We start from the raw sequence: 13,727 nt of genomic DNA on the forward strand, positions 1-13,727 counted from the left end.
AGGCGCAGGTTCTGCGCCATGGTGAAATCCTTAACATCGCATCGACCCATGGTGGCCATCTCGCTTAAGGTGACCGCCATCGCGCTGTTCACGGGCCTCTCGGCCCTGATCAAGGCGGTCTCAGAAACCGTTCCGGCCGGTGAGGCGGTATTTTTCCGCTCCTTCTTTGCGATCCCGGTGATTGTCGTCTGGCTTGCTTACCGGGGAGAGCTGCGCCATGGGCTGATCACCAAGAAACCGATGTTTCATGTTTGGCGCGGGCTGGTCGGCACCTCGGCCATGGGCATGACCTTTATGGGGCTGGCGCTCTTACCGCTGCCGGAAGTGACTGCGATTGGCTACGCTACACCGATTTTCACCCTGGTTCTCGCCGCCATTTTCTTAGGAGAACGGATCCGCCTGATCCGGATTAGTGCGGTTGCGCTTGGCCTGATTGGTGTCTTGATCATGATCTGGCCCCGCCTAGGCGGCGGCACCGGTATGACCGAGGGGGCAACATTGGGTGTCCTGCTGGTGCTCGGCGCCACGGTGGCGCGGGGATTTGTGCAGATCCATATCCGGCGCATGGTACAGTCGGAGCATACCGCTGCCATCGTGTTCTACTTTTCGCTCACCGCTTCAGCGCTATCGCTGCTGACCCTGCCCTTTGGATGGGTGCTTCCGGATGCCAAGACTTTTGCCCTGTTGATCGGCGCCGGGCTGGTCGGAGGGGTGGCGCAGATCCTGGTCACCTCCTCCTACCGCTTTGCCCCAGCCTCGATGCTGGCGCCCTACGACTATGTATCGATGCTCTTTGCCATCGTGATCGGCTATCTCTGGTTCGAGGAATGGCCAACCCTGGTGATGCTGGCCGGCGCCGCCCTGGTGATTGCCGGCAATATCCTGGTGATCTGGCGCGAAAGCCGCCTTGGCCTGGAACGGGGCAAGGCCAAGCCGATGATTGATCCCAAGGGCGGGTAAAGTAAAACGGGGCCCAAAGGCCCCGCTGCCGACAACGATACGGCGCTTCTTGGCAGCCTACCTCGCTTAGCCCAACTTTGCAGTCGTACCATCAGGCGTGCTGAGCGAGATGACCGTCACCACCGCTGCACCATTCAGCCAATAGTAAGCCGCATCAATCCCAGCGAAGCCAAGGGCAAAGGGGGCTGCCAGAAAGGTAAGACCCACAATCAGATCCACCGCCTGGTGCAGCCGATAGGGCAACACGCGGATAATCCCCAGATGATGATCCGTCAGCACGGTCAGAGCAAAGGCCGCGATCCCCGTCGCCACAGAGAGATAGAGCGCTGCTGGGTTGCTCTCCCCCAGCCCCAAAACAAAGGGCAGCACGATGAGGGCGAAAGCGACGGGGTAGTCGAGGTAGGCATGGATTTCACGGGTGACAAAGCGAATGCTCATGTTTGGGTTCCTTGGTCTATTGTCTTGCAATTGCCTTTGCGACAATTGCCATGGCCCCAAACTGTGCTCATTCTTTCCTGTTTTGAATTCTCATTAGTCTCTAAACTATTGCAGATCGTTCAAGGTTTCACCTGAACGGCACTAAGCTTCCTCTCGTTGCATTCGATATGCAGCAGGTGAAACACCTATCTGCTTGCGAAAGACCCTGCTGAAAGCCGCCTCCGAGGCATAGCCCGCCATCTCTGCCGCATCGGCAACATTCAGCCCCTGCTCCACTAGGCCTTGGCAGGCGATCTGCATCCGCCAGGTGGTCAGATACTGCATCGGGGTCAACCCCATCTTGGCGCTGAAACTCTGCGCAAACCCGGTTCGAGACATGCCAGCGATTCGCGCCAGCTGTTCCACCGTCCAACTCTGCGCGGGCGCCTTGTGAAAGGCGCTGAGCGCGCGAGACAACTGTGGATCAGCAAACCCCGCGAGAGATGAATCATCTGGGCTGAGGCTCTCAAGATGGACCCGTATCGCCTGGGCAAAGAGCGCCTCTGACATTTTGAGAGCGATCAAATCGCCACCCAGCCTGTCCTTACCGGCTTCGGCGCCAATCACCCGCAATGTCGCTTCCAGCCAAGCCCCGCGCGCCTCTCCATAGTCTTGAATATGAAGATAGGGCGGCAAGCGATCCAAGAGCATATGCCCGCCCCCCGCGCGGCCCTGAACCCCATAGGAGATATGCCCACAGATGAGCTGCGTATCGCGGTCATCCTCATCACCGCCATAAACAAGAACCCCCTCACCGGTATAGCCAGAGGCCTCGATCACCCGGTCCAGCGAAAGAACCGCTTCCTTGCCCGTGGTCGAACAGAACAGCATATGCTCTGCCCCATGAGGGATCAGCACCAGGTCTCCTTGAGCCAACCGGATCGTGTCGCCGCTTTGCGGCAAGTGTACCAAACACTCCCCCCGGTGCGCGAAATGAAACCGGGCCACATTCTGATAACTCGGCACATGCACCCCCCAGGGCGGTGTGAAGGAGGTACGAAAATAGAGTGTTCCCTGCAGGGAGAGGCGGGTCAGGATATCACTAAGAAGATCAAGCATGGGAGTAAGATTGCGCAAAGCCGCACTTGCGTCCATGGAGCTGGACGATCTGCAAGGTTTCTTGATCATGCGCGCATTCTCCAACGAGCCGATTTCCCCATTCTCGTGGAGCGAACCAAATTCCATGGAGGAACCGATGAAACATGCACTTATCACCAGCATCCTGATTGCTGGTTTAATGGGGCCAACGGCGCAGGCTGAAGAGGCGATGAATGATCTAGAGATTGCACATTCGGCCTATACTGCCGGGCAAATCGACATTCGCTATGCGCATCTTGCCCTGGCGGTTTCAGAAAACACCGAGGTCCGGAGTTTTGCGCAAACCATGCTGAGCGACCATAGTGCGCTAAATGCGGCCGCCGGTGGGCTGATCACAGAATTGCACGTCACACCTCAGGACAACAAACTCAGCCAAGCTCTCATCCGAGGGGCCGCGGCCAAGCGGGCCGAACTGATGGCGCTCTCTGGCAAGGCATTTGATTGTGCCTATGCGCAGAATGAGCTGGGATACCATCAGATCGTGAATAAGACGGTGGAAGAAAATTTCATTCCAGCCGTCACGGTCGCCCCCCTCAAGGAGCTGCTGCAGGAGGCATTGGCAACCTTCAAGGTGCATGAGGGCCATGCGGAGGTCATGGTTGACGGGTTGCAATGCGGATAACGCGCCGCAACTGTCTGCGGTTCAGCCTCTTACTGCCCTTGGGGCTAGTCCCGATCGCCTCGCGCGCTTCAGATCAGCCTGTCAGACGGGTTGAGATCCGTCGTTTTACTTACTCCGCTGAGGTTCTGATCATCAAGGCAGGTGATCGAGTGGAATGGGTAAACGCGGATTTCGCCCCGCATACTGCCACTGCGGAAGACGGGAGCTGGGGCAGTGGAGAATTGGCAAAGGGAGAAAGCGCCAGTCTGGCTTTTGATCAGCCGGGTACATTCCCCTATTTCTGCGCCTTTCATCCTCATATGACCGCCACGATTATTGTAGAGGACTAGAGGTTCCCGATCTTTCTAACGAAACTCCAGGCCGGATTTATTCGGCCTGGTGAAGTCGTTTTGCAAGTACTTGAATGCGTTCTTTCAGAGCAATCAGTTCCACCAGGTCATCGCCCGCAGAGGCAACGATACAACGCGAGATCTCGGCTGCTGTCTCTTCCAGGGCCTTTCCCTTCGCTGTCAGACTGACGATCACGCTACGTTCATCTTCCGGGTTGCGGTGGCGCTGCAGAAGCCCTGCAACCTCCATTCGTTTCAACAGAGGCGTCAGCGTGTTGGTCTCCAGGGTCAGGGCCAGGCCCAGGTCGCCCACCTTGCGGCCGTCCTGCTGCCACAGCGCCACCAACACCAGATATTGCGGATAGGTCAGCCCATGTTTCGCCAGGAGCGGACGATAAAGGCGCCCCATCGCGTTATTGGCGGAATAGAGCGCAAAGCAGAGCAATTCATCAAGGGTCAGGGCACGGTCAAGCATGGGCTACAAATAAATCGCGCACGATTTAATCACAAGCCCTTGCCAAAATCAAAAGCGCCACCTATTTATATCGTGCACGATATAAATCCTCGCAATCGGAGACATTCATCATGGCAATTTCACCTGTCTATACAGCTAAGGGCACAGCAACCGGAGGCCGCAATGGCCGTGGAACCGTTGAAGAGTCCGGGCTTGATTTGACCCTGGCAACACCCCCTGCCCTTGGTGGCGATGGCAAAGGCAGCAATCCAGAGCAGCTTTTTGCGGTTGGATATGCCGCCTGCTACATCGGTGCGATGCAATTTGCCGCTGGCCAAGACGACAGCCTTGCCAAAGTTCCGGCAGATATCTCCGTTGACGCCAGCGTCGGCATTGGGCCGCGCGCCGAAGGCGGCTTTGGCTTGACGGTCACCCTCTCTGTGAAGATGCCAGGGGTGGAGCGCACAGAAGCAGAGCGGCTGGCAGAAGCTGGCCACAAGATCTGCCCCTACTCCAACGCCCTGCGCGGCAATGTCGAAGTCACAACTGAGGTCGTTTGAAGCGATCTCTGAAATAGATTTCTCAAGGGGTGCGAGGCTCTGCCTCGCGCTCCGAGGTATTTGACGCCAAATGAAAAAAGCACGGCCCCGGTTTGGGGCCACGCTTCATATGTCAGTTCGAGCCTTAGGCGTCAGCTGCGGACAAGCTTCTCGTAGTCTTCAGCGATCTCACGCGTCAGGGCGCCGACTTCGAAGGTATAGGGGCCGATCTCGCCAACCGGAGTGACCTCGGCAGCGGTCCCGGTCAGCCAGCACTGCTCGAAGCCTTCCATCTCTTCCGGCTTGATCCGGCGCTCATGCACGGTGATGCCCTTGTCTTTCAGCATCTGAATCACAGTCTGGCGGGTGATGCCATTGAGGAAGCAATCCGCCAGCGGGGTATGGACCTCGCCGTCCTTGACAAAGAAGACATTGGCGCCAGTAGCCTCGGCGACATAGCCGCGCCAGTCCATGAACAAGGCGTCCGAGCAGCCTTTGGCTTCGGCTTTATGCTTGGAGATGGTGCAGATCATGTAGAGGCCCGCTGCTTTGGCATGGACCGGGATGGTCTCAGGGCTTGGGCGCTTGTATTCCGCGATGTCGAGCTTGGCGCCTTTCATCTTGGCATCACCATAGTAGGCACCCCAGCCCCAGACGGCGACTGCCATGCGCACCGGGTTCTTAGCAGAGGCCACGCCCATATCCTCACCCGAACCACGCCAGACCAGGGCACGGATATAAGCATCCTCCAGGCCAGAGGCCTTCAACGCCGCTTCCTTGGCGGCCTCGATCTCATCAACCGAATAGGGCATCGGCATGTCCAGCGCCTCGGCAGAGGCGACCAGACGCTCGGAATGCTCCCGGCTTTTGAAGATCTTGCCGCTATAGGCGCGCTCACCTTCGAACACGGAAGAGGCGTAGTGCATGGCATGGGTCAAGATATGCACCTTGGCATCCCGCCAATCCACCAGCTCTCCATCCATCCAGATCACGCCGTCGCGGTCATCATATCCAGCCATCCCGCAGCCTCCTCAAGCAGGTTGAATTTCAATAATTGCGCAAGAAAAGTCCGATACGGACATATTATTGCGCCAAAGCTGCGATTCGATACATCTTCACTCTTGGAATGTCAACAACGCTGACATAAACTACAGGCAAGCAAAAACAACAGGAGGGCGCCATGGCGGAAGGACGCTCAGGGCAGGGATTTGGCGGCGAGAGCCTGCTCTTTCTTACAGATGAACAGCTACGTCAGGGGATCGAGGCAATGTTCTTTGCCTATAGCGGCTTCACCTCTGATCCGGACCGGATACTGGCGGAAATCTCTTATGGGCGCGCGCATCACCGGGCGATCCATTTTATCAATCGCGCCCCTGGCACCACGGTCAACAACCTCCTCTCCATCCTTGGGGTAACCAAACAATCCCTGAACCGGGTCTTGCGCACCCTGATCAGCGATGGATTGGTTGAAAGCCGGGTTGGCATTTCGGACAAGCGTGAACGGCATCTCTTTCTGACCACCGAAGGCAAAGCTCTGGAGGCCAAACTCTCCAACACCCAAAGGGCCCGCATGCGCGCCGCCTATAAGGATGCCGGGCCGGAAGCGGTGCAAGGGTTTAAAAAGGTGCTGGAGGCTATGATGGATGCGGATATGCGCCGGGCCTATAACAATCTGCGAGAAAACGGACAATGAGCACCTTTGATTCCCATTTGCTGATCATTGACGATGACGAGCGCATCCGTGGTCTACTGAAAAAATTTCTGATCCGTTCAGGTTTTTTGGTCTCTGCTGCGCGGGATGCCGCCCATGCCCGCCGGGTTCTTGGCGGGCTCGATTTTGACCTGATCATCATGGACGTAATGATGCCAGGAGAAGACGGGATCTCCCTCACCCGCTCCTTGCGTGAAACCATGGCGACTCCGATTTTGCTGCTTACCGCCAAAGGCGATACTGACGATCGTATTGCCGGGCTGGAGGCCGGTGCGGATGACTATCTGCCCAAGCCTTTTGAACCCAAAGAGCTGCTGCTCAGAGTCAATGCAATCCTGCGCCGGGTTCCGGATACCACCGCGCAGGATAGCGCGCCAAAGGTTTTGCATCTGGGCCAGATCCGCTATGATATCGAGCGGGGCGAGATGTGGCAGGGCGATGATCTGGTACGTCTAACCGGCACCGAAAGCCAATTGATGAAAATCTTCTCTGCCTGTCCCGGTGAACCGGTCTCTAGGACAAAGCTGGTGGAGGATCTCGGTAGAGACAGAGGCCAAGCGCAGGAGCGCGCGGTGGATGTGCAAATCACCCGTCTACGTCGAAAAATCGAACCCAACCCGAAACAGCCGCAATATCTGCAAACGGTGCGCGGGGCGGGCTATATGCTGGCTCCAGATTGAGCGAGCAGGTGGAATTTCTCCTTTTCGTGCCTAAATTCAACTCGCAAAGTGTAAAAAGCTCCCCCTCTTGGACTTTGCGCTATATTGTTTTTGTCCGAACCGTTTGGGCTATTTCATAGGCGTCGGAAACTCGCCACAAGTCCATGCGTTAAAACAAAAAAGCATCAGCTGAAGAGACTCAGCAGATGCGCGTAACCCGGAGGGATGGAAATGAAAATCTCAAAAGCCGCTTTGTTTGTGGCCTGCATGCTGCCGCTCGGCGCTGCCGCTCAAGAGTTGGAATACTGGGGCGAAGCCGGCGGTTGGGACGTGATGGTCGACCCTTCCCTGGGCTACGGCTGCCTGATCCAGGCCGCGTATCAAGACGGTTCTGTTGTGCGCATCGGTTTCGACCGCAATCAGGGCAACGGCTATGTTGCGGCCTTCAACGAGGCCTGGGGCGGCATCGAAGAGGGTGAAAACTACCCCATCGTCTTTGCACTCGACGGCCAGGATTATGATGGCGAAGCCAAGGGCATTTATCTGAACGGCGTGCCGGGTGCGGATATCGCCTTTGACAACCCGGACTTCCTGTTCGACCTGGCCAAGAAATACACCATGACGCTCTATAATGAGCACGGCGAGGTCATGGCCATCGATCTGGAAGGGTCCTATGTCGGGCTCGAGGCGACCATCGCCTGCCAGGAAGAAATGGGCTGACACAGCTCGCAGGGCTGTTTTGCAGCTTTGCAACTTGTGATTTCAAGCGGATGCGCCCTAAAATCCGGCGCATCCGCTTTTCTTTTTGGCCCGCCATTTTGGACATTTCGCTCATGACCACCGCTTTGATCACCCATGCCGACTGCCTGCAGCATGTTACCCCCGAAGGCCACCCCGAACAGGTGGCGCGGCTGGAGCATATCCTGCACGCGCTGGAACCCCTGGATCTGGCGCGCTACACGGCACCGCTGGCCGCAGAGGATGATATCCTGCGCATCCACCCGGCAGGCTATTTGAGCGGGCTGCGCAAGGCCCGCCCGCAGGAGGGCTTTGCCCAGATTGATGGCGATACCTACATGTCTCCGGGCTCTATCGATGCGGCCTTCCGCGCTGCCGGCGCCGTTTTGAAAGCGGTTGATCTGGTGATGGCCGGTGACGCGGGCAATGCCTTTGCCGCGATCCGGCCACCCGGCCACCATGCCGAAACCGAAACCGCCATGGGGTTCTGCCTTTTTGGCAACGCGGCCCTGGCAGCAAAACATGCGCTGGACCACCACGGGCTGTCCCGTGTGGCAGTTGTGGATTTCGACGTCCACCACGGCAATGGCACCCAGGATCTCCTATGGGCTGAGCCCCGCGCCCTGGTGGTGACCAGCCAGCAGATGCCGCTTTGGCCCGGCACTGGCCGCCCAGAAGAAGACGGCGCGCATGACAATATACTGAACATTCCCCTGGCACCCGGATCTGGCCGTGCTGAGATGCAGGCCGCCTATGAGGGCCAGGCCTTCCCACGCCTGCGCGCCTTCAAGCCGGAGCTGATCATCATCTCCGCCGGCTTTGACGCCCATCAGGACGACCCGCTGGCCAGCCTCAACTGGAGCACCGGTGATTTCGCCTGGATCACTGCGGAACTTTGCAAGCTGGCACAAGAGCTGTGCCAGGGCCGTATCGTCTCGACTTTGGAGGGCGGATATGATCTGAACGCGCTGGCAGCGGCAACCCGCGCCCATGTGGAAGAATTGATAAAGGCAGCGTCATGAGTGAACCCACCGTCCCCTCCGTTGAAGAGATGAGCTTTGAGCAGGCCATGCGGGAGCTGGAATCCGTGGTGGACCAGCTGGAGCGCGGCGATGTGGCGCTGGATGCCTCCATCGCGCTTTATGAGCGCGGCGCGGCACTGAAGAAACGCTGCGAGGATGAGCTGAAGCGCGCCGAGGAAAAGGTCGCGGCGATCACGCTGGATGCAGGCGGTGCGGCCGTGGGAACGCAGCCTTTGGACGCAGGCTAACCCCAATGAATGCAGAGATACCGCAGATGCAGGGTTTTGCGAGTGCATTGAAGGCGAGCCAGAGCATGATCTCGGCCCACCTCGAAAATCGTCTGGCAGGTGAAGACAACCTGCACCAGGCCATGCGCTACGCCCTGAAGGGTGGCAAGATGCTGCGCGGGTTTCTCGTCCTGGAAAGCGCGCGCCTGCACGGCGTATCACAAAAAGTGGCTCTGGATGCCGCTCTGGCCATCGAGTGTCTGCACGCCTATTCGCTGGCCCATGACGATCTCCCGTGCATGGATGATGACGATCTGCGCCGTGGCCAACCGACCCTGCACCGCAAATGGGATGAGGCCATGGCGGTACTGGCAGGTGACAGCCTGCAGTGCTTTGCCTTTGAGCTTTTGTCCAATCCGGATATGGGCCCCAATGCCCTGTCGCTCATCCGGGATCTGGCGAAATCCGCAGGTAAGGACGGGATGGTATCCGGACAAATGTTGGATATCGCAGCCGAAACCGCGGAAACCCCACTGACGCTGGAACAGATTTCACTCCTGCAGGCGCGCAAAACCGGTTGCCTGATCGAATGGTCCGCAAGTGCGGGTGCCGTGCTGGCTGGTGCCGATAGTACCCCCCTGCGGCAATACGCAACGGCCCTTGGCCTTGCCTTTCAGATTGCTGACGACATCTTGGATGTTGAGGGGGACGTGCAAAAGGTGGGCAAAGCGGTGCGCAAAGACGCAAATGCCGGCAAGGCCACCTTTGTATCCCTTTTGGGATTGGATACAGCCAAGACACGCGCCCGAACCCTGTGTGAAGAAGCCTGCGCCGCCCTTGCCCCCTATGGAGAGCAGGGTGAATGCTTGAAGGAAGCCGCCCGCTTCGTTATTTCGCGCGACAGTTAACCGGCGCAACGCCCCTTTTTTGGCGCAGCCCAAGGAGAGACCATGTCCGACCGGCCCAATACTCCGCTTCTGGATCAGATCGCCCGCCCCGCGGATATGAAAGGGCTGAGTGATGCGCAATTGGTGCAGCTCGCGCATGAATTGCGGCAGGAGACCATCTCTGCTGTTTCCGTCACCGGTGGTCACTTGGGTGCGGGCCTGGGCGTGGTCGAACTGACTGTGGCACTGCACGCGGTCTTTGACACTCCCCGGGATAAACTGATCTGGGACGTCTCGCACCAGTGCTATCCCCATAAGATCCTGACCGAGCGGCGCGATCGCATCCGCACCCTGCGGATGAAAGAGGGGCTTTCCGGTTTCACCAAACGCTCTGAATCGCCCTATGACCCTTTTGGGGCTGCCCATAGTTCCACCTCGATCAGCGCAGCCCTAGGCTTTTCCGTTGCACGCGACCTGGGCGGCGTCATCCCAGAGGGCAATGGCGATGCCATCGCCGTGATTGGCGATGGATCCATGTCGGCAGGCATGGCCTTTGAGGCGATGAACAACGCGGGCCACCTGAACAAACGCCTCTTTGTGGTGCTGAACGACAATGAGATGTCCATCGCTCCACCCGTGGGGGCACTCTCCTCCTACCTGTCGCGGCTTTATGCGGAGGAACCATTCCAAGAGCTGAAGGCTGTGGCCAAGGGTGCGGCCTCTTTGCTGCCGGAACCCTTCCGGGAGGGCGCCAAGCGCGCCAAGGATATGCTCAAAGGCATGGCCGTGGGTGGCACCCTGTTTGAGAGCCTTGGTTTCTCCTACCTTGGCCCCATCGATGGCCATGACATGGACCAGCTCTTGCCAGTGCTGCGTACGCTAAAGGCGCGCGCAACCGGCCCTGTGCTCATTCACGTCCTGACCAAAAAAGGCAAGGGCTATGGCCCCGCTGAAACGGCCCGCGACAAGGGCCACGCGACGGCCAAATTCGATGTCCTCACGGGCAAGCAGCATAAAGCGCCCTCGAACGCGCCCTCTTATACCTCGGTCTTTGGCAATGAGCTGGTGAAACTCGCCGCCAAGGATGACAAGATCTGCGCCGTCACCGCCGCCATGCCCGATGGCACCGGCCTGGCGCTGATGGCAGAGCGCTATCCGTCCCGCACTTTTGATGTCGGCATTGCCGAGCAGCATGGGGTGACCTTCGCAGGCGCCCTGGCGGCAGGCGGTATGAAGCCCTTCTGTGCGATGTATTCCACCTTTTTGCAGCGTGGCTATGACCAGGTAGTGCATGACGTGGCCCTGCAGGGGCTGCCGGTGCGTTTTGCCATCGACCGCGCTGGTCTGGTTGGCGCGGATGGCGCCACCCATGCGGGAAGCTTTGATATTGGCTTTTTGGCCAATCTGCCCAGCATGGTGGTCATGGCCGCCGCCGATGAGGCGGAGTTAGTCCATATGGTTGCCACCGCCGCTGCCTATGACGACGGCCCCATTGCTTTCCGCTATCCGCGTGGTGAAGGCGAAGGCGTCGAGATGCCAGAGGAGCCGCAGATCCTGGAGATCGGCAAGAGCCGCATGATCCAGGAAGGTGCGCGCGTGGCACTCCTGTCCTTTGGCACCCGTCTGGGTGAAACCCGCAAGGCCGCCGAAGCACTCTCTGCAAAAGGGATCACACCGACCATCGTGGATGCCCGCTTTGCCAAGCCGCTTGACCGGGAAATGATCCTCGACCTTGCGGCCAATCACGAAGCGCTCATTACCATCGAAGAGGGCGCCGTGGGCGGCTTTGGCTCCCATGTGGCGCAGCTCCTGTCGGACGAAGGCATCTTTGACCGGGGCTTTAAGTTCCGCTCCATGGTGCTACCCGACAGCTTCATTGACCAGGCCAGCCCCAAGGACATGTATGAAGCCGCCGCCATGAACGCCCCGCAGATCGAAGCCAAGGTACTGGAAGTTCTGGGTGTGGCGACGCTGGGTGAAAAGCGTGCGTAAGATGGGTCGGGAAGAAAACCGCGATCACGCGACCACTCTTCCCGATGCATTCAAACCTGACCGCTCCCGGATAATGTACATTGAAGACAAGTCCGAAGGTCTGAATGGACCCGCAAGAATTGGCCGGGTCTACTTCTCAAGATCGGGCAAGTCGCTCTACTACCAAAGCAAAGTTTTCCAGAGTCTCAAGGGTTCAGGCTTCAAGGCAAATTACTTTGATGTGGATACCGGGGATCACTTCTGGATTTCCGGCCCGCGCAAAGATCAGAATGACAGACTGTACGGCGGTTTTCGCGACGTGGAGATTGATGATGATGTCCAGGACGAATACGCCGAACTAATTCAAGCAGGTTAACGGAACCCAGATAGGGCGTTGCGCTGCAAGCACACCTGGGCGTCACACCCCAGGTGGTTCGGCAGGTGGGACAAATGCCTCCATATCCTCGGCTTTCAGCACTGCCTGCAGCCCTTCGCGATAGGTTGGATAGAGTAGCTCCACCCCCAGCTCCGACTTGATGCGGTTATTTCGCACGCGCTTGTTTTCACTATAAAAGCTTCGCGCCATTGGCGACATACCTGCCTCATCATAGGGGACTTCGGCAGGCATTGGCAGTTGCAACAGCTCTGCCGCATAACCCAGCACATCTTGCGGAGGGGCCGGATCATCATCGCAAAGGTTGTAAATCGAGCCTGGATTGGGTCGCTGGATTGAAGCCAACAGTACCTGCGCAATGTCATCCACGTGAATGCGGGAAAACACCTGACCAGGTTTGATAATGCGCCGCGCCTTCCCGGCCATCAGCTTGGCAAAAGGGCCGCGACCGGGCCCGTAGATCCCGGCCAAGCGAAAGATATGCAACGGGAGGTCCGGAACCTCTTGCCACTGCTCTTCTGCCCGGACCCGCCAGCGCCCCCGTTCGCTGGTTGGCGCCAGGGGTGAGGCCTCATCCACCCAGGCGCCGTCGCGGTGGCCATAGACCGCCGTTGTGGAGAGATATCCCACCCATTTCAGTTGATTGGTCCGGGCAGCAATCTCTTCGCGCAGCTGCGCCAGAACAGGATCACCCTGAGCGTCTGGGGATATCGACACAAGGAGATGGGTAACCTGCTCAAGCGGTAGCGAGCTACCCGGCCAGAGCAGCATCTCTGCCCCGTCCACCTCGACCGCATCCCGTGTGGTTCCAATGATTCGCCATTGGTCTAGGGGCAATTGACGCACAAGCGCACGCGCGGTGTAACCAAAGCCAAGACAAAGAAGAGTATTTTGCATGATGCATAAATGCGAGCAGTCTTTCACGGGCGCAAGACTTGATTTCATTCGCTGAGCAATCTTTGATGGCCCTTATGGAAACGCGCAAACCCAATCTAGACGGTGCCTATGGCCTGACAACGCCTGCGGACTCCAAACGGTTTTACGCCGGTTGGGCCAAGAGCTATGATCAGGATTTTGCCGCTGATGCAGAGTACCTTTTGCCTCAGCTGACTGCACAGGGGTTTATCTCAGCGGGCGGGCGCGGCCCAGTTCTGGATGCGGGTGCCGGAACCGGCCTATGTGGTGAGGCCTTGGCCAAATTCGGTATCGGCCCACTGGACGCTGCCGACATCAGTCCCGATATGCTGGCCGAAGCCCTGCGCAAGGATGTCTATCGAGATGTCATCGAAGCTGATCTTCTGGCAGGTATCCCGATGCCACGCGGTTACTATCGAGGCCTCGTGTCCTCTGGCACCTTTACCCATGGTCATATCGGTCCAGAGGCACTTCCCGCCCTCCTGAGGGTAACCGCCGCAGGTGCGCAGTTTGCTCTGTCGATCAATGCCAAATTCTACCGCAAGGCAGAGTTCGGAGCCGCCTTTGACCGGTTGCTACGTGGACAATGGATCAAAGACCTAACCCTGCCAGAAGTACAAATCTATGGCCAGGGAACCTCGCGGGGCAGTACCGATGAGTACAAAGACGATACTGCCTATATCGCATTGTTTAAAAAGGCCTGATCTTTTCCTTGTGAGCCTCC

18 protein-coding genes are annotated in these 13,727 nt (G+C 58.2%); 13 read left to right on the forward strand and 5 right to left on the reverse strand.

Features of this window, described 5'->3' with window-relative positions; genetic code table 11:
- Nucleotides 1-18 precede the first annotated feature (18 nt).
- Nucleotides 19-960 carry a DMT family transporter gene (locus RSK20926_RS20095; RefSeq protein WP_037256022.1) on the forward strand — a complete coding sequence of 314 codons (942 nt, stop codon included), beginning with the start codon at nt 19-21 and terminating at the stop codon, nt 958-960.
- Between the two features lie 66 nt (nt 961-1,026).
- Here the strand turns inward: RSK20926_RS20095 and RSK20926_RS20100 are convergent, their stop codons facing one another.
- Together RSK20926_RS20100 and RSK20926_RS20105 are read right to left on the reverse strand one after the other, a co-directional pair.
- Entirely contained in the window at nt 1,027-1,398 is a 372-nt protein-coding gene (locus tag RSK20926_RS20100) for an SPW repeat domain-containing protein (RefSeq protein ID WP_008209571.1), read from the reverse strand.
- 141 nt (nt 1,399-1,539) lie between these two features.
- Nucleotides 1,540-2,496, reverse strand: coding sequence for an AraC family transcriptional regulator (locus RSK20926_RS20105; RefSeq protein WP_037256024.1), 957 nt, complete (start codon nt 2,494-2,496; stop codon nt 1,540-1,542).
- Between RSK20926_RS20105 and RSK20926_RS20110 the strand changes: the two genes are divergently transcribed.
- Both RSK20926_RS20110 and RSK20926_RS20115 read left to right on the forward strand, forming a co-directional pair.
- On the forward strand, nt 2,495-3,157 hold the full coding sequence (locus RSK20926_RS20110; RefSeq protein WP_232281937.1) for a DUF4142 domain-containing protein: 663 nt from the start codon (nt 2,495-2,497) through the stop codon (nt 3,155-3,157). The genes RSK20926_RS20105 and RSK20926_RS20110 overlap by 2 nt on opposite strands.
- Nucleotides 3,148-3,486, forward strand: coding sequence for a cupredoxin domain-containing protein (locus RSK20926_RS20115; RefSeq protein WP_008209574.1), 339 nt, complete (start codon nt 3,148-3,150; stop codon nt 3,484-3,486). The genes RSK20926_RS20110 and RSK20926_RS20115 overlap by 10 nt, the downstream gene beginning before the upstream one ends.
- Before the next feature lie 37 nt (nt 3,487-3,523).
- Here RSK20926_RS20115 and RSK20926_RS20120 read toward each other — a convergent pair whose 3' ends face one another.
- Nucleotides 3,524-3,961 carry a MarR family winged helix-turn-helix transcriptional regulator gene (locus RSK20926_RS20120; RefSeq protein WP_008209575.1) on the reverse strand — a complete coding sequence of 146 codons (438 nt, stop codon included), beginning with the start codon at nt 3,959-3,961 and terminating at the stop codon, nt 3,524-3,526.
- 110 nt (nt 3,962-4,071) lie between these two features.
- Here RSK20926_RS20120 and RSK20926_RS20125 point away from each other — a divergent pair, with 110 nt between their 5' ends.
- Complete coding sequence (locus RSK20926_RS20125) at nt 4,072-4,500, forward strand: organic hydroperoxide resistance protein (protein ID WP_008209576.1); 429 nt, start codon at nt 4,072-4,074, stop codon at nt 4,498-4,500.
- Nucleotides 4,501-4,631: 131 nt separating this feature from the next.
- Here RSK20926_RS20125 and RSK20926_RS20130 read toward each other — a convergent pair whose 3' ends face one another.
- Entirely contained in the window at nt 4,632-5,498 is an 867-nt protein-coding gene (locus tag RSK20926_RS20130) for a branched-chain amino acid aminotransferase (RefSeq protein ID WP_008209577.1), read from the reverse strand.
- 161 nt (nt 5,499-5,659) lie between these two features.
- On the opposite strand from RSK20926_RS20130, the gene RSK20926_RS20135 reads away from it, so the two are divergent.
- The 8 genes from RSK20926_RS20135 (at nt 5,660) to RSK20926_RS20170 (ending at nt 12,070) form a co-directional block, all read left to right on the forward strand.
- Entirely contained in the window at nt 5,660-6,172 is a 513-nt protein-coding gene (locus RSK20926_RS20135) for a MarR family winged helix-turn-helix transcriptional regulator (RefSeq protein WP_008209580.1), read from the forward strand.
- On the forward strand, nt 6,169-6,870 hold the full coding sequence (locus RSK20926_RS20140; RefSeq protein WP_008209582.1) for a response regulator: 702 nt from the start codon (nt 6,169-6,171) through the stop codon (nt 6,868-6,870). Before RSK20926_RS20135 ends, RSK20926_RS20140 begins: the two co-directional genes overlap by 4 nt.
- 210 nt (nt 6,871-7,080) lie before the next feature.
- Nucleotides 7,081-7,569 carry a hypothetical protein gene (locus RSK20926_RS20145; RefSeq protein ID WP_157133191.1) on the forward strand — a complete coding sequence of 163 codons (489 nt, stop codon included), beginning with the start codon at nt 7,081-7,083 and terminating at the stop codon, nt 7,567-7,569.
- Nucleotides 7,570-7,682: 113 nt separating this feature from the next.
- Nucleotides 7,683-8,609, forward strand: coding sequence for a histone deacetylase family protein (locus tag RSK20926_RS20150; protein ID WP_037256029.1), 927 nt, complete (start codon nt 7,683-7,685; stop codon nt 8,607-8,609).
- The gene (locus RSK20926_RS20155; RefSeq protein WP_008209591.1) at nt 8,606-8,857 is read left to right on the forward strand and encodes an exodeoxyribonuclease VII small subunit; all 252 of its coding nucleotides are present in this window, start codon (nt 8,606-8,608) and stop codon (nt 8,855-8,857) included. The genes RSK20926_RS20150 and RSK20926_RS20155 overlap by 4 nt, the downstream gene beginning before the upstream one ends.
- A 5-nt stretch (nt 8,858-8,862) precedes the next feature.
- Nucleotides 8,863-9,744 (forward strand): polyprenyl synthetase family protein, encoded by an 882-nt coding sequence (locus RSK20926_RS20160; RefSeq protein WP_008209592.1) that lies wholly within the window; start codon nt 8,863-8,865, stop codon nt 9,742-9,744.
- A 42-nt stretch (nt 9,745-9,786) separates the two neighbouring features.
- On the forward strand, nt 9,787-11,715 hold the full coding sequence (dxs, locus tag RSK20926_RS20165; RefSeq protein WP_008209594.1) for a 1-deoxy-D-xylulose-5-phosphate synthase: 1,929 nt from the start codon (nt 9,787-9,789) through the stop codon (nt 11,713-11,715).
- 1 nt (nt 11,716) lies between these two features.
- Complete coding sequence (locus RSK20926_RS20170; protein WP_008209595.1) at nt 11,717-12,070, forward strand: hypothetical protein; 354 nt, start codon at nt 11,717-11,719, stop codon at nt 12,068-12,070.
- A 42-nt stretch (nt 12,071-12,112) separates the two neighbouring features.
- Here RSK20926_RS20170 and RSK20926_RS20175 read toward each other — a convergent pair whose 3' ends face one another.
- The gene (locus RSK20926_RS20175) at nt 12,113-12,985 is read right to left on the reverse strand and encodes an SDR family oxidoreductase (protein WP_008209596.1); all 873 of its coding nucleotides are present in this window, start codon (nt 12,983-12,985) and stop codon (nt 12,113-12,115) included.
- A 74-nt stretch (nt 12,986-13,059) separates the two neighbouring features.
- On the opposite strand from RSK20926_RS20175, the gene RSK20926_RS20180 reads away from it, so the two are divergent.
- The gene (locus RSK20926_RS20180) at nt 13,060-13,707 is read left to right on the forward strand and encodes a class I SAM-dependent DNA methyltransferase (RefSeq protein WP_037256035.1); all 648 of its coding nucleotides are present in this window, start codon (nt 13,060-13,062) and stop codon (nt 13,705-13,707) included.
- Nucleotides 13,708-13,727: the final 20 nt, after the last annotated feature.

Source organism: Roseobacter sp. SK209-2-6 (assembly GCF_000169455.1).
Taxonomy (GTDB): Bacteria; Pseudomonadota; Alphaproteobacteria; order Rhodobacterales; family Rhodobacteraceae; genus Pseudophaeobacter.